Source organism: uncultured Halopseudomonas sp. (assembly GCF_963977355.1).
Taxonomy (GTDB): domain Bacteria; phylum Pseudomonadota; class Gammaproteobacteria; order Pseudomonadales; family Pseudomonadaceae; genus Halopseudomonas.
Window position 1 is genome coordinate 79075 of record NZ_CAXBOV010000001.1, and the last position, 19175, is coordinate 98249.

Below are 19175 nucleotides of genomic sequence, written 5' to 3' on the forward strand. Positions count from 1 at the left end.
ATGGGCCTGCTGCAAGATCTCTATAGTGGACGGCTGCCAAAGCTGGTGATCTTCGATTTGGACGGCACCCTGCTGGATTCGGTCCCGGACCTGGCCGCTGCGGTCGACAATATGCTCAGTCTGCGTGGCTCCCCGCCTGCGGGGGTTGAACAGGTCAAGGATTGGGTGGGTAACGGCTCGCAGGTGCTGGTGCGCCGCGCACTCGCCGGCGCCCTCGATCATGCGGGTGTGGATGACGCCGAAGCGGCACAGGCGCACCAGGATTTCCTGCGGGCTTATGCTGGCGAGCATCATCTGACTCGGATTTATCCCGGTGTAAAAACCCTTCTTGATTGGTTGCAGCAGCAGGGCGTGTCGATGGCGATTGCAACCAATAAGCCCGAGCGGTTTGTTGCGCCGCTTTTGCAGGAGAAAGCTCTGGATTCGTATTTTTGCTGGCTGGTTGGTGGCGATACGCTGGCTGCGCAAAAGCCTGATCCTGCGGCACTGCACTGGATCATGCAGCAGGCAGGTGTGCCTGCGACTGAAACGCTCTTTGTCGGCGATTCACGCAACGATGTTCTGGCCGCTCGGGCCGCGGGCGTAAAGGTTGTTGCGGTCAGTTATGGCTACAATCACGGCGAGCCCATCGCCACGCAAAACCCGGATTTGCTGGTTGATTCACTGGACGCGCTCATATAGTCTTTCAGCCTTACTTCAGACCCTTTCGAGACGGATCAGCCGTGTTTGTCAGCAACCGCAAACTGATGAGAGTGATCAAGGCGCTCGCCCGCTGGCGTTGGCGCACCTGATTCTGCTTGCCTGCGCCCACCGCAGGTCTTCTCTGTTTGTGTGACAATTACCCGCCCCATGAGGCTGATCATGACCCAAGACGATTTCCTACGCCTGGCTGACCAGGGCTTCAACCGTGTACCTGTGGTACGCGAAGTGCTGGCAGACCTGGACACCCCGCTGTCCACCTATTTGAAACTGGCCGATGCGCCATACTCCTATCTACTCGAATCCGTGCAGGGCGGTGAAAAATGGGGCCGCTATTCCATTCTCGGGCTGCCGGCCCGTACCGTATTACGTGTTTACGGGCATAGCGCCCGTGTGCTGGTCGATGATGTCGAGACCGAGCGTCACGAATGTGAGGATCCGCTGGCCTTCGTTGAAGAGTTCAAGGCCCGCTACAACGTGCCCAGCATTCCTGGCTTGCCCCGTTTCAATGGCGGCCTGGTGGGTTATTTCGGCTATGACTGCGTGCGTTATGTCGAGCCGCGTCTGGCCCATTGTCTCAATCCCGACCCGTTGAATAATCCCGACATCCTGCTAATGGTCTCCGATGAGGTCGTGGTATTCGATAACCTGGCAGGCAAGCTGCACGCTATTGTCCTGGCTGATCCGACGGTTGAGCACGCCTTTGACCAGGCCAATGCCCGTCTTGACGAGCTGCTCGAGCAGCTACGTCAGCCGCTGGCCCCTCGCCGGCCGCTGTCGCTGGACAATCCGCCGGACCGGGACCTTGATTACCGCGCCAGTTTTACCCGTGAGGATTACGAGCGGGCGGTGGATACCGTCAAGGAATACATCCTGGCCGGTGATTGCATGCAGGTGGTGCCCTCGCAGCGCATGAGCATCGATTTTACCGCCGAGCCAATTGATCTCTATCGCGCGTTGCGTAGTCAGAACCCGACACCGTATATGTACTTCTTCAACTTTGGCGATTTCCATGTGGTGGGCAGTTCGCCGGAAGTGCTGGTACGGGTCGAGGACGGCGAAGTAACGGTTCGTCCGATTGCCGGTACACGCCCGCGGGGTATTACTGAAGAAGACGATCTGGCGCTGGAACGCGATTTGCTGGCTGATCACAAGGAAATTGCCGAGCACCTGATGCTGATCGATCTGGGCCGCAACGATGTAGGCCGGGTCGCGAAAGTGGGGCAGGTCAAGGTTACCGAGAAAATGGTGATCGAGCGCTATTCCAACGTCATGCACATCGTGTCCAACGTCAAGGGTCAGCTGCTCGACGACCTCAATGCCATGGATGCCCTGCGCGCGATCCTTCCTGCCGGTACCCTGTCCGGCGCACCGAAGATCCGCGCGATGGAAATCATCGACGAGCTGGAGCCGGTTAAGCGTGGCGTCTACGGCGGTGCGGTGGGTTACTGGGCGTGGAACGGCAATATGGATACTGCGATTGCAATCCGTACTGCGGTGATCAAGAACGGCGAGCTGCACGTGCAGGCCGGTGGCGGGATCGTCGCCGACTCCGTACCGGCACTGGAATGGGAAGAGACGATCAACAAGCGTCGTGCGATGTTCCGGGCAGTTGCCCTGGCTGAACAGTCGGTAGAGTGAGGAGCAAGCTATGTTACTGATGATCGATAATTACGACTCCTTTACCTACAACGTGGTGCAGTATCTGGGCGAGCTCGGTGCCGAGGTCAAGGTTATCCGTAACGACGAGATGAATGTCGGACAGATAGAGGCACTGAAGCCTGAACGCATTGTTGTTTCACCCGGCCCCTGTACCCCGAACGAGGCGGGTGTCTCGGTTGAGGTGCTCAGGCATTTCGCTGGCAAATTGCCGATTCTCGGCATCTGCTTGGGACATCAGGCCATTGGTCAGGCGTTCGGGGGTGATGTGGTGCGCGCCAGGCAGGTCATGCATGGCAAGACCAGTCCGGTTTTTCACGAGTGTCAGGGCGTGTTTGCCGGTTTGGCCAACCCCTTGGTGGTTACCCGCTATCATTCTCTTGTAGTGAGCCGCGATACATTGCCTGATTGTCTGGAAATGACCGCCTGGACTCAGCACGAAGACGGCTCGATCGACGAAATCATGGGTGTGCGTCATCGCGACTACATGATCGAGGGCGTGCAGTTCCACCCCGAGTCGATACTGACCGAGCAGGGGCACGAGCTGCTCGCCAACTTTCTCAAGCAGCAGGGCGGCCAGCGCGGCTAAAAAGAACAGGGAGTACCTATGGATATCAGGACAGCACTGGCCCAGGTGGTTGACCACATTGATCTGAGTACCGAGGATATGCGTGAGGTGATGCACGCTATCATGACCGGTCAATGCACCGATGCGCAGATCGGCGCCTTTCTGGTCGGCCTGCGCATGAAGGGCGAAAGTATTGACGAGATCACCGGCGCTGCGATGGTCATGCGCGAGCTGGCATCCGGCGTCCTCGTGACCGGTGACAGGGTAGTGGATACCTGCGGTACCGGTGGCGATGGCGCCAATATTTTCAATGTATCCACTGCCGCGGCTCTGGTCGTGGCTGCGGCCGGTGGCAAGGTGGCCAAGCACGGCAATCGCGCAGTCTCGGGCAAGAGCGGCAGCGCTGATCTGCTGGAAATCGCCGGAGTGAACCTGAATCTCACCCCAGAGCAGGTCGGACGGTGTGTGGAGGCGGTGGGTGTTGGCTTCATGTTTGCCCCAGCGCACCATAGCGCCATGAAACACGCTGTTGGTCCACGCAAGGAGCTGGGGCTGCGCACCCTGTTCAACATGCTGGGGCCGATGACCAATCCTGCTGGCGTGCGCCATCAGGTGATTGGTGTGTTTACCGACCGCCTCTGCAGGCCTATGGCCGAGGTGCTGAAGCGCCTGGGTAGCGATCATGTTCTGGTGGTCAGCGCCCGGGACGGCCTCGATGAGGTCAGTCTTGCCGCGCCCACCCACGTTGCCGAGCTGAAAAACGGTGAGATACTCGAGTACGATATCAGTCCCGAGGATCTGGGTATTGCCAGTCGCAGCCTGATAGGTCTGAGCGTCGAGGACGCGGCTGGTTCGTTAGCGCTGATCAACGATGCCTTGGGTAAGCGCAAGACCGAAGCAGGCGAGAAAGCTGCAGACCTGATTATCCTTAATGCTGGCGCCGCACTTTACGCTAGTGACCAGGCGTCGACCTTTCTCGAGGGTGTGCAACTGGCTTCCGATGCGCTGCACTCCGGCCTTGCCCGGGAAAAGCTCAACGAGCTGATTGCCTTTACCGATATTTTCCGCGAGGACAACGCCCAGTGACCATTCCCACGATTTTGCAGAACATCATTGCCCGCAAGCACGAGGAAGTGGCCGACCGGAAGGGGCGCTTATCCCTGGCTGATCTGGAGCGTGAGGCCGCCAGTGCTGATGCTCCGCGCGGGTTTACCGCGGCAATGCAGCGAGCTGCGGCCGCGAAGCGACCCGCGGTGATTGCGGAGATCAAGAAGGCTTCGCCGAGCAAGGGCGTATTGCGTGAAAACTTCGTGCCGGCCGAGATTGCTGCAAGCTATGAGCAGGGTGGCGCGGTCTGTCTGTCAGTCCTTACCGATATCGATTTCTTTCAGGGTAGTGACGACTATCTGCGTCAAGCCCGCGCGGCCTGTAGTCTGCCGGTGATCCGCAAGGATTTCCTGATAGATCCTTATCAGGTCGTCGAAGCGCGTGCGATGGGAGCCGACTGTATCCTGTTGATCGCCTCCGTGCTGGATGATGTGCAATTGGCTGATCTGGCTGCAGTGGCCCGCGAGCAGCAGCTTGATGTGCTGGTAGAGGTGCATGACGAGGAAGAATTGACCCGTGCATTGAATCTGGATACAACCCTTATTGGTATCAACAATCGTAACCTGCATACGTTTGAGGTGACTCTGGATACCACGCTTGAGCTGATTACCCAGGTGCCTACGGATAGACTGCTGGTCACTGAAAGCGGCATCCTTAGTCGCGCTGATGTCGAGTTGATGTGGGCCCATGAGGTGTATGGATTTCTGGTCGGAGAGGCTTTCATGCGCGCGTCAAATCCGGGTGGTGAGCTGAAGCGGCTGTTCTTCTGAGCCTGTGATGTGCCGTTGATATCTATTTTACTGATTGTTTCCAACTGATTATTGCGCTTTCAGTTTGCCTGGCTCGATGTGAGAATCATTCCACAGTAACTCGGGGTGGGCAGGATGCAAGTCAGAAACACCAAGGAAACATACGGACTACTAGCCGTCACTCTGCATTGGATTATTGCGCTGGGCGTAATAGGCATCGCGGTCCTTGGTCTGTGGATGACCGGGCTGGATTACTACAGTAATTGGTATCAGCTTGCGCCTTTCTGGCATAAAAGCATCGGTATTACCCTGGCGGTCTTGATTGTCCTGCGACTAATCTGGCGCCTGGCCAACCCCAAGCCTGCGCCCTTGGCGCATCACAAGCGCTGGGAAATCAATCTGGCCAGATTGATACATGGCCTGCTCTACGTCCTTCTGTTCGTCATTATCACCAGTGGATACCTCATCTCTACCGCCAAGGGGCGGGGCGTTAGCGTATTCGGCTGGTTTGAAGTGCCTGCGTTGATTACCGGTCTGCCTTCACAGGCTGACCGTGCCGGGTTCGTGCACTACTGGTTGGGTGTGACCCTGCTTGGATTGGTCGCATTGCATGCCCTGGGCGCGCTCAAGCACCATTTTCTGGACCACGATAGTACCTTGCGGCGCATGTTCGGCATGCGGCCGCGCTCAACTGAGGAGAAAAAACCATGAAGAAACTAATTGCCGGTATGGCCCTGGGTGGGCTTGTTGCCCTGAGTGGTGGATTGCAGGCCGCTGAGTACGCCATCGACAAGGAAGGTCAGCACGCCTTTATCAACTTCAAGATAAGCCACCTGGGCTACAGCTGGCTATATGGCGGTTTCAATGATTTCGATGGATCATTCAACTGGGATGCGGACAAGCCCGAAGAGAGTTCGGTCAATGTGGTGATCAATACTGCCAGTGTCGACTCCAATCACGCCGAGCGGGACAAGCACCTGCGTAGCGATGACTTTTTGAGTGTTGATGAGCATCCCCAGGCCATGTTCAAGTCCAAGTCCGTGGAAATGACTGGCGATGAAACTGCCAATATTACAGGTGACCTGACTCTGAACGGGGTTACTCGTCCGGTTGTGCTTGAAGCGCAGTTCATCGGTGAGGGCCAGGATCCGTGGGGTGGTTACCGTGCGGGCTTCGCGGGCACGACCACGCTGAAGCTGTCGGACTTCGATATCACCAAGGACCTTGGCCCTGCTTCCCAGGAAGTGGAGTTGATCCTCAGTGTGGAAGGTATTCGTCAGTAATCATTCCTGTGTAGCGCTCGGACGCTCACATGGGGCTCCGGGCGAAGTATCTCAAGCCGCCCGGTAACGGGCGGCTTCTTCGACTATCCAGTCCCTGAAAGCCTGCAGCGTAGCTGATTCCGCTTTTCGTTCCGGTATTACCAGATGGTAGGCATGATCGCTGTCAAAGCTGTGCGCGCAGGGGGTAATCAAGCGCCCGCTGTCCAGCTCGTCACGGATCAGGAACGGCGGGATCAGCGCCACGCCCATGCTATGTATGGCCGCCTTGGCCAGCATCGAAAAAAGTTCCAGCCGCGTACCGTTGAGGTCGTGCTCAACCCGCATGTCCAATGATCCGAACCACTGGCGCCAGGCGTAGGGACGAGTTGTCTGCTGCAATAACGGCAGCTCGGCAATTTGCGCGGGCTCCAGGCGAGTCTGGGGCGCGATCAGTCCGGGGCTGCAGACGGGCACGGGTGACTCCTGCATCAGGAAATGCGCTTCCGTACCCGACCAATCACCATCGCCGAAATAGATGGCCGCGTCGAATTCGGTGTCGGCAAACAGGAATGGGCGCGTGCGGTTGGTGAGGTTTACGGATACATGCGGGTGTTTCTGTAGAAAGTTCCCAAGTCGTGGGAGTAACCACTGGGTGCTGAAGGTGGGCACGGCAGCCAGCTCCAGCGTGGCGGTACCCTGATTACCCATGACCGAGAGGGTGTCTCTCTCTACTGCGTCGAGCCGGCTGCTGATCCGCCGGCTATAGGTCAGGCCGGCTTCAGTCAATTTCACCCCGCGTCGGGTACGGCGAAACAATTGCACATCCAGAAACTCTTCCAGATTGGCAATCTGACGGCATACTGCGCTTTGAGTTAGAGATAACTCCTCGGCCGCCTTGGTAAAGCTTTCGTGGCGTGCCGATGATTCAAAGCAGACCAGAGCCTGGGTGGGCGGTATCTTGCGGCGCATGTCGGTTCCTTCAGCGAAGGTGTTGGTCGAACGCTGGCAATTGGAAGCAAAGGCTTTCAAGCCTGGACCTCGGAACAATCGGCCAAAACACCCTGCTGTGCTTCAAGCTTGTTTCGGAGTTCCAAAATAGCACAGATAGCTGAGAAAAACGCGTTTGCTGCCAGAGCCCTTCAGGTCTAGTCTGTATCTATCCAAGGCGCCCTACGCGCCCCTGTTCCACCATTTTTACGGAGTTCACATGGCCGATTCCAAAGCACAATTCAACTGGATTGATCCACTTCTGCTCGAGCAGCAGCTCACAGAAGAGGAGCGTATGGTGCGTGACTCAGCTGCATCCTATTGCCAGGAAAGGCTGATGCCGCGGGTCCTTGAGTCGTTTCGTCATGAGCAGACCGATGCCGCGATCTTCCGTGAAATGGGCGAACTGGGACTGCTTGGCGCGACTATTCCGGAGGAATATGGCGGTAGCGGTCTGAATTACGTTTGCTACGGTCTGATTGCCCGCGAGGTAGAGCGGGTAGATTCCGGCTACCGCTCCATGATGAGTGTGCAGTCTTCCCTGGTGATGGTGCCGATCAACGAGTTCGGTAGCGAAGAGCAGAAGCAGAAGTACTTGCCGAAACTGGCCAGCGGTGAGTTCATCGGTTGCTTCGGTCTGACTGAGCCGGATCACGGTTCTGACCCAGGCTCCATGGTCACCCGCGCGAAGAAAGTCGATGGCGGTTACAAGCTTAATGGCGCCAAGATGTGGATTACCAATAGCCCGATAGCGGATGTGTTCGTTGTCTGGGGTAAGACCGAAGACGACGTTATCCGTGGCTTCATTCTCGAGAAGGGTTGGAAGGGTCTTAGCGCGCCAGCAATCAAGGGCAAGGTTGGCCTGCGTACTTCGATCACCGGCCAGATCGTGATGGAAGATGTATTCGTACCGGAAGAAAACCTCATGCCCGGCGTTACCGGCTTGAAAGGCCCGTTCACCTGTCTGAACTCGGCGCGCTATGGTATTTCCTGGGGCGCGCTCGGAGCTGCTGAGTTCTGCTGGCAGACCGCCCGCCAGTACACCCTCGACCGCAAGCAGTTCGGCCGTCCCCTGGCACAAACGCAGCTGATCCAGAAGAAGCTGGCTGACATGCAGACTGAGATCACCATGGCGCTGCAGGGCTGTTTGCGTCTGGGCCGCATGAAGGACGAGGGCACCGCAGCGGTGGAAATCACCTCGATGATGAAGCGTAACTCCTGCGGCAAGTCCCTGGACATCGCCCGGGTTGCCCGTGACATGCTTGGCGGTAACGGGATTTCGGACGAATATGGTGTTATCCGCCATGTGGTCAACCTTGAAGTGGTCAACACATATGAAGGTACCCACGACGTGCACGCGCTGATTCTGGGACGGGCACAGACCGGTCTGCAGGCATTTTTCTGAGTAACAAGGTCTGCCGTTGTAAGCTGGATGCCAGAAGCCAGGCAGAATTAGATTGATTGGGAATAGGGTGGTTTTGCTTTGTCCGGGTGGTTGACGGACGCAAAGCCGCCCCCGGTTACTTCCGGTCTTCAGCTTCTGACATCTAGCTCTCCCCTCAACGAGTACATCCCATGACCAGTGCGCTTGACGGTCTCAAAGTCCTCGATCTATCTCGTGTGCTGGCTGGCCCCTGGGCCGGGCAAACGCTCGCAGACCTGGGAGCGGATGTGGTCAAGGTAGAAAGACCTGGTTGCGGTGATGATACGCGCGCCTGGGGCCCGCCTTATTTGCGCGACGCAGAGGGTCGAGACACCTCGGAGGCAGCCTATTTCCTGTCGGCCAATCGCAATAAACGCTCAATAGCAATTGATTTCACGCAGCCAGCAGGTCAGGAGACTGTTCGCAGGCTGGTGGCCAGCGCTGACGTATTGATCGAGAACTTCAAGGTGGGCGGGCTGGCAGCCTATGGCCTTGATTATGCTTCTCTGTCTGCTATCAACCCCCGATTGATCTATTGTTCCATTACCGGTTTCGGTCAGGATGGACCCTATGCCGAGCGCGCGGGTTATGACTTCATGATCCAGGCGGTAGGCGGTTTGATGAGTGTGACGGGGCGTGCCGATGACGAAGTCGGTGCAGGGCCGGTCAAGGTTGGAGTGGCTGTTACGGATATCCTGACCGGGCTCTATGCCAGCAATGCCGTTCTCGCCGCCCTGGCGGAGCGCGAGCGCAGTGGTTTGGGTCAGCATATCGATCTGGCGTTACTGGACGTGCAAGTGGCCTGCCTGGCCAATCAGAGTCTCAATTACCTCAGCACAGGCAAGCCGCCGGAGCGCATGGGTAATGCCCATCCCAATATCGTGCCCTATGAGGATTTTCCCACTGCCGATGGCGATTTTATTCTCACTATTGGCAATGATGGCCAGTTTCGGCGCTTCTGCGAGGTGGCTGGGAAGCCGGAGTGGGCGGATGAACCTCGTTTTGCGACCAATGCGCAGCGTGTTGGTAACCGCAAGGTCCTGATACCGCTCATCCGCCAGATAACGGTTTTTCGTACTACCGCACAGTGGGTAAGTGCGCTTGGCGCGGCCGGCGTACCCTGTGGGCCGATCAATAATCTGGGCCAGGTATTTGAGGATCCGCAGGTGGTTTCTCGTGGCCTCAAGGTGAGCATGGCGCATCCCCTGGCCGGACAGGTCGACCTGGTAGCCAACCCTATTCGATTGTCGCGTACGCCAGTGCGCTACCGCAATGCACCTCCATTGCTGGACCAGCATGCTGAAGAGGTGCGACGCGATTGGCTGGGTGACGCTGAATAATCGGTATTCTCAGGGTATCAGCATGACCGGACTGTGGCTCTCTCGAGTCACGTACTCTGCGACGCTCCCCAGGGGAAGTTCACTGATTGGGGTGGCGCCGCGTTTGCCAATGATCAGCAGGGTTGGGTCTTCGTGCTGCGCGGCCTGGACGATGGCCTTGCCAGGGGACCCCTTCAAGCGTTGAACGGACACATTGGCAAACTCGCTACTGAGCGCTTCCAACACCGCATTGGCATCATTTTCACCCTCATCTACCCAGGTAGCCAGGCCGGGATTGCCCTTGCCCAGGAACTCACGGAAGCACTTTTCAGCATTCCGGCTGGACTTGGAGCCGTCAGTGGCAAGCATGACTGTGCCGTCGGGTTCAGCCACTTTGCTGTCCGTGGGAAGGATCAGCACCGGGATACGGGTCATGCGGGCAAGGTTGAGAGCAATGTTGCCGCGAAAAAGGGCATGCCCGGAAGAATGGCAGCGATTGAGTGCGATAACCATATCAGCCCCGACCTTGCGCGCTGCCTCCAGTAATTCAGATGCGGTAAACCCCCGTCCCAGAAGGTAGTCGACCTGCACGTTCAGGTCCGAGGAGAGCTGTTCTTTCAGCTTTTTCAGATGACCCTCAATGGCGCCTGGGCTGTCTTCGATATGCTGGCGCTTGTAGGTTTCCATTACGTGCACCAGGGTCAGCTTCTCCAGCCCCAGTAGTCTGATGGTGGAGGGAAGGTGGTCGAGGGTTTTTTCCCATCCGTCGGAATAGTCCACGCTGATAACACTGTGTTTGAACATAAAGTGGCTCCTTTTCTGGCAGCATAAGATTGCGGCACAGCGAATACGCGATTCGCGCTACTGAGCGGGCTCCAGATCGGCACAATCCGAAGACATCCATGTCGCTACTTGAGTATGTTCAATTGTGACTGGTTGGTTACCCGTCATACCCTGCATTGCCGCAGGTGCCTGTTCCGAGTCCATTTGCATGGTTCCGGTGCCGGTGAAGGTCGAACGCATTTCGCGACTACTCAATATAGTCAGCTCGCCCTGCATCTCACCGTTATAGCCCTCGCTACCTGCGCAGTTGCCAGCGATGGCCATGGTTGAACCGCTAACCTTGTTGATGGCCATCGAGCAATCCGGCATATCTTCACGAGCTCGCTTCAACAGGGCGTCGGGATTGGTCAGGTCCTCTGCCATTTGCGGTGAAATACATTCCATTTCTACGCCGGGATCAGCGTCGGTATTCATCATTTGCTCCATCATCTGCCTTTGCTGGGCAGGCAAGGCCTGGAGCATCTGCTGCTGGGCGTTGCGGATGGCCAATTGGAGATCCTGGCCATTGATCAGGGTCGTGGACTCCTGACGCCATAGTCCTGCCTCTGGCTCGGGTGAAATAGTCGCAGCCTGAACGGTGTTGAGGTAAACAGTAGTGACCATGCCGGCCAGCAAGGTATGCAGTTTCATGGGTGGGTCCTCGGAGCAATCATCATTCAGACTATAGACTCTGAGATCGAGTCCAGCCAAAAAATCAAACTCCGATGGTATATCTGTAACGGCGTACGCCGTCACCACTGTACCGACCATTGGCGGTCTATACTCACCATGGGAAATTCCCCGGATCACCCTTATTAGAGGAGCTGGATATGCGACGTTTATTCCTGTTTGCGGCCGCTTTTGTTATCAGTACACCATTGTTTGCGATGCATTGCCCTGCCGATATGGCCAAAATCGATAAGCAGCTTGAAAGCAACCCGCCCAGTGATCCCGCCGTGCTTCAGCAGGTGCTCACTTTGCGTGGTGAGGGCCAGCAACTGCACGAGGCAGGTAAGCATGCTGAGTCTGTAGAGATTCTTGACCAGGCCCAGGCCTTGCTCGATGGTTGAGCTCCTGTAGCTGCATAAAGGTTGGTCATGACATAAAAAAAGCGGACCTGGTAACAGGTCCGCTTTTTTATGCTTGCCGTGCCGGTATTGCTAGCGACCGAACAGAGCTGGCTTTTCGCGCTGAGGGCGGTTGCCAGCAGGCCTGCGCGGTGCATCAGACGACGGGGTGCTGGGTGCAATCCGGTTGCCCAGAGCCTGATGGCGGCGCTCTTCACTCACGCTGTCCTGCGGCTCACTGTTGGGGCGGGCAGCTCTCGGCGGCTGGTTGCTGCGCGGACGATCAGCGCGGGGTCGGTCACTGCGTGGCTTGTCGCTGCGCGGTTTGTCACCACGTGGCTTGTCGCCGCGGGTCTGCTGACCACGACCAGCGCCATTGGCCGGACGTTGGCCGCGACCGTTGGATGGAGCGCCACGTGCACGTTCTGGGCGGTCACTGTTCAGCTCGGCCTGGGCTGGAGCTTCAAATCCTTCGAGGCTGCCTTCTTCGATCTTCTGCTTGGTCATGCGCTCGATATCACGCAGCAGCTTCTCTTCGTCCTGGCTGACCAATGACACGGCGCCACCACTGCGTCCGGCACGGCCTGTACGGCCGATCCGGTGTACATAGTCTTCAGAGACGTTGGGCAGCTCAAAGTTGACCACGTGGGGCAGCTGGTCGATATCCAGGCCGCGGGCCGCGATATCAGTTGCTACCAGAATGCGCAGTTTGTTGGCCTTGAAATCGGCGAGTGCCTTGGTGCGAGCGCTCTGACTCTTGTTGCCATGAATCGCCGCTGCTGGCAAGCCGTTCTTGTCCAGGTACTCGGCCAGGCGATTGGCGCCGTGCTTGGTGCGGGTGAAGACCAGAACCTGTTCCCAGGCACCCATGGTGATCAGGTGAGCAACCAGAGCACGCTTGTGGCCGGCGGGTACCCGGTACACAGTCTGCGAAATACGCTCGACTGTGGTGTTCGGCGGGGTTACCTGGATGCGCGCCGGGTTGTTCAGCAGCTTGTTCGCCAGGTCGGTAATGTCCTTGGAGAAGGTGGCCGAGAACAGCAGGCTCTGGCGCTGCGTCGGCAGCTTGGCAATGACCTTTTTAACGTCATGTACGAAGCCCATATCGAGCATGCGGTCTGCTTCGTCGAGCACCAGAATCTCAACCTTGGACAGATCTACTGCGCGCTGTCCGACCAGGTCCAGTAAGCGACCTGGGCAGGCAACCAGTACATCCAGACCGGGAGCGATAGCTTTCATCTGCGGGTTGGCGCCAACTCCACCGAATACGCAGGCGGTTTTCATTGGCAGCTCGCCACCATAGGTGCGAAAGCTTTCATGTACCTGGGCTGCCAGTTCGCGGGTGGGAGTCAGCACCAGTACGCGAACCTGCTTGGGAGAGCGGCGTTGGCCCGCATCAGCCTGGCCGGCCGGGTAGAGTTTTTCAATGATCGGCAGTGCAAAGCCTGCAGTTTTGCCGGTACCGGTCTGTGCGGCAACCATCAGGTCGCGGCCTTCGAGTACTGCGGGGATGGCCTGGGCCTGTACGGGGGTGGGAGAGGTATAACCAGTGGCTGCAACGGCGCGCACAAGCACGTCGGACAAGCCGAGAGTAGCAAAGGACATTCAGATAACCCTGTGATGGCCGTTTGCGGAGCTAAATTGCCCGTGCGGCCGATGATGAAAAAAATGGAGGAATGAGATTCTAACAGAAACCGGGCTGTATCGCAGCTAAAACCTTGTAGGCCGCGTTGTCGCAGGCCATTCAGGGCATCAGCGTAAGTTTGCCGTCCTGATTTTCCAGGCGGTATCTGTGCAGGATGCGTTGATACTCTTCCGTCTTTTTGAAGGCTTTAAGTGCCACTGAGAATGTCTGGGCTGGCTCCTGCCACTGCGGCGCCTGGTGAAAAGCGAGATAGAAATCACTCTGACTCAGCGGCTCTGGATGGTAGGCGACCTGTTCGGTGAGACCCAGGGCGTGGCTGGTATAAAGTCCTACCGGGCGACTCATTGCGACCATGTCTACCCGGCCTCGCACCAGTTTTTGCAGGTTGGCTTCGAAGCTGGGCGCAGGTTCGCGATAAAACGCATCAGAGGAAATAAAAGCATCATTGTTGTAAAGGTAACCGGGAGACACGCCAATGACCAATCCGCTCAAATCGGTGAGGCTCTGGAAAGCATGGGGCCGTCGTCTGTCATGAAACAGCACGGTTTCATGGGTCGATAACGGCTCTGCGGTAAACAGATAATTGGCCGTATAGTCTGGATGTGGCGCGATATCCAGTATGGCATCGGCTTCCCCTTTTGCGACATCACGAAGCACGCGTCGCCAGGGTTTGAGCTTCCACTCCACTTCGTAGCCCATCTGCTTGAGCAGATGCTCGGAAATGTCCTTGTCTGCACCTTTGATTACACCGGCTTCGGCATATATGAAGGGCGGCCACTCTTCGGTAACAATCCGCAGGGAGTCGGCCAATGGTGAAGATGCCGCGATTAGCGACGCCAGAAACACACAGGTTTGCAGTCGCATCAGTGGTAGCGCTCCGTAGCAGGAGGGAGCTTTGGTTCAGCTCCCGCGCAAATTGCGCCACACGGCAAGGCTTGGCTCAGCTTGATTCAAGGTATAAAAATGCAGGCTTGGTGCTCCGCCGTCAATAAGCCGTTGGCATAATTGGGTAATTACTTCGTTACCGAAGGCTGCGATGCTCTCACTGTCGTCACCATAGGATTCCAGTTGTTTGCGTATCCAGCGTGGAATTTCTGCACCACAGGCATCGGAGAATCGTGCCAGTTTGCTGTAGTTGGTTATTGGCATGATGCCCGGCACTATGGGTATTTCTACCCCTGCCTTGCGCACACGCTCGACGAAATGAAAGTAGCAGTCGGCCGTGAAGAAATATTGAGTAATAGCGCTGTCCGCACCGGATTTTGCCTTGCGAATGAAGTTCTCAAGGTCCGCTTCAAAATGCCGGGCCTGTGGATGGGCCTCGGGGTAAGCGGCCACTTCAATATGAAAATGATCGCCGGTTTCATTGCGGATGAACTCTACAAGCTCGTTGGCATAGCGCAGTTCGCCGGAGGCTTGCCCCATGCCTGATGGTAGATCGCCACGCAGGGCGACAATACGCTTGATGCCTGACTCCCGATACAGGTTCAGCAGGTTGCGCAGGTCTTCCTTGCTATCCCCGACGCAGGACAAATGTGGTGCGGTCGGCACGCCTACCACCTGATCGAGCTGCAATACGGTCTTGAGAGTGCCGTCGCGCGTTGATCCACCTGCACCATAGGTAACCGAAAAAAACTCTGGGTTTTCGGCAGCCAGTACTTTTCCGGCGGCAATCAGCTTTTCGTGACCGGCCTCGGTCTTGGTCGGGAAGAACTCGAAGCTGACCGGAGCCTTATGGGTAATCTGTGTCATGCGGTTCCTGCCCTTAACAGTGAGGGCTTCTTGAATGGGTTTGTTGGCTTGCAAGCTAATGCTTACAGGCTGAAAAATTGAAGTCATCATGGTTGCTGAGCGGCTTGCCATCAGGCACCGGCAGGTATCTGATGGCAAGCTCTCTAGTACCGCACTTTTTCAGCTTTCAGCTGATTTTAGTAGCGATAATCTTCCGGCTTGTAAGGGCCTTCTACGCTAACGCCAATGTAGTCGGCCTGCTTGCTGGTCAGTTTGGTAATAACACCACCAAATCCTTTGACCATTTCCAGTGCGACTTCTTCGTCCAGCTTCTTGGGCAGTACTTCTACTCTCAGCAGCTCTGCTTTCTCTTCGGCTGACAGCTTGGCATAGCCCTGGCCAAACAAATGGATCTGCGCCAGTACCTGGTTAGCAAAGGAGCCGTCCATGATCCGGCTGGGGTGACCGGTGGCGTTGCCGAGGTTAACCAGACGACCTTCAGCCAGCAGGATCAAGTAGTCATCATTGGCGGCATCGAAGTTGGCCTTGCCGGTACGGTGTAGCTTGTGTACCTGTGGCTTGACCTCTTCCCAGTGCCAGTTGGCGCGGGTGTAGGCGGTGTCAATTTCGTTGTCGAAGTGGCCGATGTTGCAGACGATCGCACGCTTCTTCAGGGCGTTGAGCATATTGGCATCACATACGTTGACATTACCGGTGGTGGTTACCAGCAGGTCGGTACGACCCAGCACGTTGGTGTTGATGCACGCGGGAGTGCCGTCGTTAATGCCGTCATTGAACGGTGAAACCAGCTCGAAGCCATCCATGCAGGCCTGCATCGCACAAATTGGATCGACTTCAGTAACCTTGACGATCATGCCTTCCTGACGCAGTGACTGGGCCGAACCCTTGCCCACATCGCCATAGCCGATAACCAGTGCCTGCTTACCGGACAGCAGGTGGTCGGTGGCGCGCTTGATAGCGTCATTGAGGCTGTGACGGCAGCCATATTTGTTGTCGTTCTTGCTCTTGGTCACCGAGTCATTGACGTTGATGGCCGGGATCTTCAGCGAACCTTTCTTGAGCATCTCCAGCAGGCGGTGCACGCCAGTGGTGGTCTCTTCGGTGACGCCGTGGATCTTTTCGAGCATCTGCGGGTACTTGTCATGCAGGATGCCGGTCAGGTCGCCACCGTCGTCCAGCACCATGTTGGCATCCCAGGGCTTGCCGCCATGCAGGATGGTTTGCTCAATGCACCACTCGTACTCTTCTTCAGTCTCGCCTTTCCAGGCAAACACTGGGATGCCGGCGGCGGCAACTGCTGCTGCGGCGTGATCCTGGGTGGAAAAGATGTTGCAGGATGACCAGCGTACTTCAGCGCCCAGCTCAGTCAGTGTTTCGATCAACACGGCAGTCTGGATGGTCATGTGGATACAGCCAATGATCCTCGCGCCCTTGAGCGGTTGGTCAGCTTTGTATTTGCGGCGCATAGCCATCAGAGCCGGCATTTCCGACTCGGCGATGATGATTTCCCGGCGACCGTAGTCGGCCAGACTGATGTCAGCAACTTTATAGTCGTTGAAGCCTGCAGGTTTGATTACAGCACTCATGCGATTACTCCATTCGTAGTTAGCGAATGGGCGCGGTTACGTGTTTAGTGACACCATCCGAGCCTGACGACCTGTTGGCGATAATGCGCCTGGCCGCTGCAGCGCCCCTCGGATGGGGTCAGAATCGGTTTACAGTCCGGCGTCGGTCCTCAAGGCCTCGGCGCGGTCGGTCTTTTCCCATGGGAAGGTGGTGAAAGTGTCGCCATTCACCGTAATCTCCTCGGGCGTGCGGCCAAAGTGACCATAGGCCGCTGTTGCACGGTACATCGGGTGGAGCAGATCGAGCATGCGCGTGATCGCATAGGGGCGCAGGTCGAAGTGCTCGCGCACCAGCTTGATGATCTTGTCATCGCTGATCTTGCCGGTGCCAAAGGTGTTGATCGACATTGATGTAGGCTGGGCCACACCGATCGCATAGGAGACCTGGATTTCGCAGCGCTCGGCCAAGCCAGCGGCAACGATGTTCTTGGCCACGTAGCGGCCAGCGTAGGCGGCGCTGCGATCGACCTTGGACGGATCCTTGCCGGAAAATGCACCGCCACCGTGGCGGGCCATGCCGCCGTAGGTGTCGACAATGATCTTGCGTCCGGTCAGGCCGCAATCACCCACCGGGCCGCCGATCACGAACTTGCCGGTGGGGTTGATGTGATACTGGGTGTCGGCGTGCAACAGGTCCGCAGGGATTACGTGACGGATGATGTTTTCCATCACTGCCTCACGCAGATCGCCGAGGCTGATTTCTGGGTTGTGTTGCGTCGACAATACAATGGCATCGATGCCCACGACCTTGCCGTTGTCATAACGGCAGGTGACCTGGGATTTCGCATCCGGGCGCAGCCATGCGAGGGTCCCGTTCTTGCGGATTTCTGACTGACGCTCGACCAAACGATGGGCAAAGGTGACAGGTGCAGGCATCAGTACATCGGTTTCGTTGCTGGCATAGCCGAACATGAGACCCTGGTCACCAGCACCTTGATCCTCAGGCTTCTGACGGTCCACGCCCTGGGCGATGTCAGGTGATTGCTTGCCGATGATATTGATAACGCCGCAGGTGTCGCCGTCATACCCGACTTCGGATGAGGTATAGCCAACGTCCTTGATCACGTTGCGTACCAGGTCTTCCAGATCCACCCACGCGCTGGTGGTAACTTCTCCACCAACTATGGCTACACCGGTTTTCACCATGGTCTCGCAGGCAACGCGTGCATGCTTGTCTTCGCTGATGATCGCGTCGAGCACGGCGTCGGATATCTGGTCTGCGAGTTTATCCGGGTGGCCTTCGGAGACCGACTCGGAGGTGAATAGGGAGTAATCGCTCATTATGCGGTGCCTCTTGTTGTCAATTCGGGTTTGGAGTACTGCTGTACCTGGATCTGGAATCCGTTGCGCAAACCGATATACAGGCTGCCTCCAGGAGTCAGTCCGGCATCAACAGCCCAGCGATTCAAATCGTCCTGATCAAAGCCCAGCCAGAGATCGCCGCAGGTGTCACGCACCCAGCTTTGGTCGTGGCTGCAAAGCTCGGTCAGGATAAGACTGCCACCAGGTTCTATCAGGTGGGTAAAGCGTTTGAGGGCTTCCGCCGGCGCAGGCATATGATGCAATACCATGTTGCATACCACGCAATCAGCGAGGGGCAGCGAAGGCTGTGAGGCCAGCGCGTCCGCCAGCAGGCACTCGACATTCCCGAGACCGGCGTCGGTGCACTGTTGGCGGGCTCGATCCAGCATCGAAGGTGCGTTGTCCATGCCGATTACCCGATCAAAGCGACTGGCCAGATCCGGTAGAAAACCACCTTCGCCAGGGCCCACCTCTATTGCCAAGCCTTGGGCTGGCAAGCGCAGGCCATCGATCAGGGCAAGCAACGGCTCGCGATAAAGGCCGAAGTGCGCAATCAGATCCTGCTGTGCAGGGGTGCCATCGGCAAAGCGGGCAAAGAACTGGCGGGACATCTCGGCGCGCTGACCATGGATGATCCCTATTGAATTTTGCAGCGCTGCGCTGAGCGGTAATTCGTCCAGGCCGCCAAGCAGGGCTTCATGCACATTCGACCAATGGCTGGTGGTGTCGGGCAGGCTACGGCGATAAAAAATCGAGTTGCCTTCGCGACGGGTGCTGACCAGGCCGGCGTTAGCCAGGACCTTCAGATGATGGCTCATGCCCGACTGGCGCATGGTGAAAATCTGCGCCAACTCCAGTACACCGAATGAGTCATTGCGCAACGCGCGCAGAATATCCAGACGCAATACGTCACCGGCGGCCTTGCACAGGGCCGCCAGTTGATCAGTCTGGCTGGAATGGAGCGGCGCAAGCTGCGCTATTTGAGTCATGCGGTCAGTGTAGGGGCGTGAATGGAAAGGCGCAAGATCTATATCAAAATAGTTTGATATAGGCGTGGATTTGGCGATTCAAGCGGGGCGCTTCAATCGGGCTAGGGGTTTTCATTGCCCGTCGACGCTGTTTGCGCGAAAATGCCGGGCCTTGTAACTGGCCGGGGATGATCCGCTGGCCAGCCAATCTGTCAGCCTCA

Annotated in this window: 17 protein-coding genes, 2 pseudogenes and 1 riboswitch; of the genes and pseudogenes, 10 read left to right on the forward strand and 9 right to left on the reverse strand. The window is 57.1% G+C overall.

Annotated features, from left to right (window positions below; translation table 11 throughout):
• From AAC076_RS00385 to AAC076_RS00415, 7 genes and pseudogenes are all read left to right on the forward strand, one after another.
• Positions 1-791 (forward strand): annotated as a pseudogene (locus tag AAC076_RS00385) (phosphoglycolate phosphatase).
• A 70-nt stretch (positions 792-861) separates the two neighbouring features.
• Positions 862-2340 carry an anthranilate synthase component I gene (trpE, locus tag AAC076_RS00390; RefSeq protein WP_339842359.1) on the forward strand — a complete coding sequence of 493 codons (1479 nt, stop codon included), beginning with the start codon at positions 862-864 and terminating at the stop codon, positions 2338-2340.
• A 10-nt stretch (positions 2341-2350) separates the two neighbouring features.
• Positions 2351-2947: an aminodeoxychorismate/anthranilate synthase component II gene (locus tag AAC076_RS00395; protein ID WP_339842360.1), complete on the forward strand. Its 597-nt coding sequence runs from the start codon at positions 2351-2353 to the stop codon at positions 2945-2947.
• Positions 2948-2965: 18 nt separating this feature from the next.
• Positions 2966-4012, forward strand: coding sequence for an anthranilate phosphoribosyltransferase (gene trpD, locus AAC076_RS00400; RefSeq protein ID WP_339842361.1), 1047 nt, complete (start codon positions 2966-2968; stop codon positions 4010-4012).
• Complete coding sequence (trpC, locus tag AAC076_RS00405; protein ID WP_339842362.1) at positions 4009-4803, forward strand: indole-3-glycerol phosphate synthase TrpC; 795 nt, start codon at positions 4009-4011, stop codon at positions 4801-4803. Before trpD ends, trpC begins: the two co-directional genes overlap by 4 nt.
• A 114-nt stretch (positions 4804-4917) precedes the next feature.
• Positions 4918-5493, forward strand: coding sequence for a cytochrome b (locus AAC076_RS00410; protein ID WP_339842363.1), 576 nt, complete (start codon positions 4918-4920; stop codon positions 5491-5493).
• Positions 5490-6065 carry a YceI family protein gene (locus AAC076_RS00415; RefSeq protein ID WP_339842364.1) on the forward strand — a complete coding sequence of 192 codons (576 nt, stop codon included), beginning with the start codon at positions 5490-5492 and terminating at the stop codon, positions 6063-6065. Before AAC076_RS00410 ends, AAC076_RS00415 begins: the two co-directional genes overlap by 4 nt.
• A gap of 51 nt (positions 6066-6116) precedes the next feature.
• On the opposite strand, the gene AAC076_RS00420 is transcribed toward AAC076_RS00415, so the two are convergent.
• Entirely contained in the window at positions 6117-7013 is an 897-nt protein-coding gene (locus tag AAC076_RS00420; protein ID WP_339842365.1) for a LysR family transcriptional regulator, read from the reverse strand.
• A 238-nt stretch (positions 7014-7251) separates the two neighbouring features.
• On the opposite strand from AAC076_RS00420, the gene AAC076_RS00425 reads away from it, so the two are divergent.
• Positions 7252-8436: an acyl-CoA dehydrogenase gene (locus tag AAC076_RS00425; RefSeq protein WP_339842366.1), complete on the forward strand. Its 1185-nt coding sequence runs from the start codon at positions 7252-7254 to the stop codon at positions 8434-8436.
• 170 nt (positions 8437-8606) lie between these two features.
• On the forward strand, positions 8607-9794 hold the full coding sequence (locus AAC076_RS00430) for a CaiB/BaiF CoA-transferase family protein (protein ID WP_339842367.1): 1188 nt from the start codon (positions 8607-8609) through the stop codon (positions 9792-9794).
• 9 nt (positions 9795-9803) lie between these two features.
• Here the strand turns inward: AAC076_RS00430 and AAC076_RS00435 are convergent, their stop codons facing one another.
• On the reverse strand, positions 9804-10577 hold the full coding sequence (locus tag AAC076_RS00435; protein WP_339842368.1) for a universal stress protein: 774 nt from the start codon (positions 10575-10577) through the stop codon (positions 9804-9806).
• Positions 10578-10634: 57 nt separating this feature from the next.
• A complete protein-coding gene (locus tag AAC076_RS00440) occupies positions 10635-11246 on the reverse strand; it encodes a DUF3617 family protein (protein WP_339842369.1) in 612 nt (203 codons plus the stop codon).
• Positions 11247-11425: 179 nt separating this feature from the next.
• Between AAC076_RS00440 and AAC076_RS00445 the strand changes: the two genes are divergently transcribed.
• The gene (locus tag AAC076_RS00445) at positions 11426-11665 is read left to right on the forward strand and encodes a hypothetical protein (protein ID WP_339842370.1); all 240 of its coding nucleotides are present in this window, start codon (positions 11426-11428) and stop codon (positions 11663-11665) included.
• A gap of 246 nt (positions 11666-11911) precedes the next feature.
• Here AAC076_RS00445 and AAC076_RS00450 read toward each other — a convergent pair.
• From AAC076_RS00450 to AAC076_RS00475, 6 genes and pseudogenes are all read right to left on the reverse strand, one after another.
• Positions 11912-13267: pseudogene (locus AAC076_RS00450) on the reverse strand (DEAD/DEAH box helicase); the annotation flags it as partial.
• A gap of 139 nt (positions 13268-13406) precedes the next feature.
• Positions 13407-14171: a transporter substrate-binding domain-containing protein gene (locus AAC076_RS00455; RefSeq protein WP_339842371.1), complete on the reverse strand. Its 765-nt coding sequence runs from the start codon at positions 14169-14171 to the stop codon at positions 13407-13409.
• Positions 14172-14207: 36 nt separating this feature from the next.
• Complete coding sequence (gene metF, locus AAC076_RS00460; RefSeq protein ID WP_339842372.1) at positions 14208-15059, reverse strand: methylenetetrahydrofolate reductase [NAD(P)H]; 852 nt, start codon at positions 15057-15059, stop codon at positions 14208-14210.
• A gap of 176 nt (positions 15060-15235) precedes the next feature.
• Positions 15236-16645 carry an adenosylhomocysteinase gene (ahcY, locus tag AAC076_RS00465; protein WP_339842373.1) on the reverse strand — a complete coding sequence of 470 codons (1410 nt, stop codon included), beginning with the start codon at positions 16643-16645 and terminating at the stop codon, positions 15236-15238.
• 21 nt (positions 16646-16666) lie between these two features.
• Positions 16667-16761: riboswitch (S-adenosyl-L-homocysteine riboswitch) on the reverse strand.
• A 13-nt stretch (positions 16762-16774) separates the two neighbouring features.
• A complete protein-coding gene (gene metK / locus AAC076_RS00470; RefSeq protein WP_339842374.1) occupies positions 16775-17965 on the reverse strand; it encodes a methionine adenosyltransferase in 1191 nt (396 codons plus the stop codon).
• Entirely contained in the window at positions 17965-18975 is a 1011-nt protein-coding gene (locus tag AAC076_RS00475) for a metalloregulator ArsR/SmtB family transcription factor (RefSeq protein WP_339842375.1), read from the reverse strand. Before AAC076_RS00475 ends, metK begins: the two co-directional genes overlap by 1 nt.
• Positions 18976-19175 lie beyond the last annotated feature (200 nt).

Excerpts from the sequence above, each read along its gene's own strand:
- AAC076_RS00475 (WP_339842375.1), bottom strand. The coding sequence starts at position 18,975 with ATGACTCAAATAGCGCAGCTTGCGCCGCTCCATTCCAGCCAGACTGAT.
- AAC076_RS00435 (WP_339842368.1), bottom strand. The coding sequence starts at position 10,577 with ATGTTCAAACACAGTGTTATCAGCGTGGACTATTCCGACGGATGGGAA.
- AAC076_RS00395 (WP_339842360.1), top strand. The coding sequence starts at position 2,351 with ATGTTACTGATGATCGATAATTACGACTCCTTTACCTACAACGTGGTG.
- trpE (WP_339842359.1), top strand. The coding sequence starts at position 862 with ATGACCCAAGACGATTTCCTACGCCTGGCTGACCAGGGCTTCAACCGT.
- AAC076_RS00420 (WP_339842365.1), bottom strand. The coding sequence starts at position 7,013 with ATGCGCCGCAAGATACCGCCCACCCAGGCTCTGGTCTGCTTTGAATCA.
- AAC076_RS00415 (WP_339842364.1), top strand. The coding sequence starts at position 5,490 with ATGAAGAAACTAATTGCCGGTATGGCCCTGGGTGGGCTTGTTGCCCTG.
- trpD (WP_339842361.1), top strand. The coding sequence starts at position 2,966 with ATGGATATCAGGACAGCACTGGCCCAGGTGGTTGACCACATTGATCTG.
- AAC076_RS00425 (WP_339842366.1), top strand. The coding sequence starts at position 7,252 with ATGGCCGATTCCAAAGCACAATTCAACTGGATTGATCCACTTCTGCTC.
- AAC076_RS00430 (WP_339842367.1), top strand. The coding sequence starts at position 8,607 with ATGACCAGTGCGCTTGACGGTCTCAAAGTCCTCGATCTATCTCGTGTG.
- AAC076_RS00445 (WP_339842370.1), top strand. The coding sequence starts at position 11,426 with ATGCGACGTTTATTCCTGTTTGCGGCCGCTTTTGTTATCAGTACACCA.
- ahcY (WP_339842373.1), bottom strand. The coding sequence starts at position 16,645 with ATGAGTGCTGTAATCAAACCTGCAGGCTTCAACGACTATAAAGTTGCT.
- metK (WP_339842374.1), bottom strand. The coding sequence starts at position 17,965 with ATGAGCGATTACTCCCTATTCACCTCCGAGTCGGTCTCCGAAGGCCAC.
- AAC076_RS00440 (WP_339842369.1), bottom strand. The coding sequence starts at position 11,246 with ATGAAACTGCATACCTTGCTGGCCGGCATGGTCACTACTGTTTACCTC.
- metF (WP_339842372.1), bottom strand. The coding sequence starts at position 15,059 with ATGACACAGATTACCCATAAGGCTCCGGTCAGCTTCGAGTTCTTCCCG.
- AAC076_RS00455 (WP_339842371.1), bottom strand. The coding sequence starts at position 14,171 with ATGCGACTGCAAACCTGTGTGTTTCTGGCGTCGCTAATCGCGGCATCT.
- AAC076_RS00410 (WP_339842363.1), top strand. The coding sequence starts at position 4,918 with ATGCAAGTCAGAAACACCAAGGAAACATACGGACTACTAGCCGTCACT.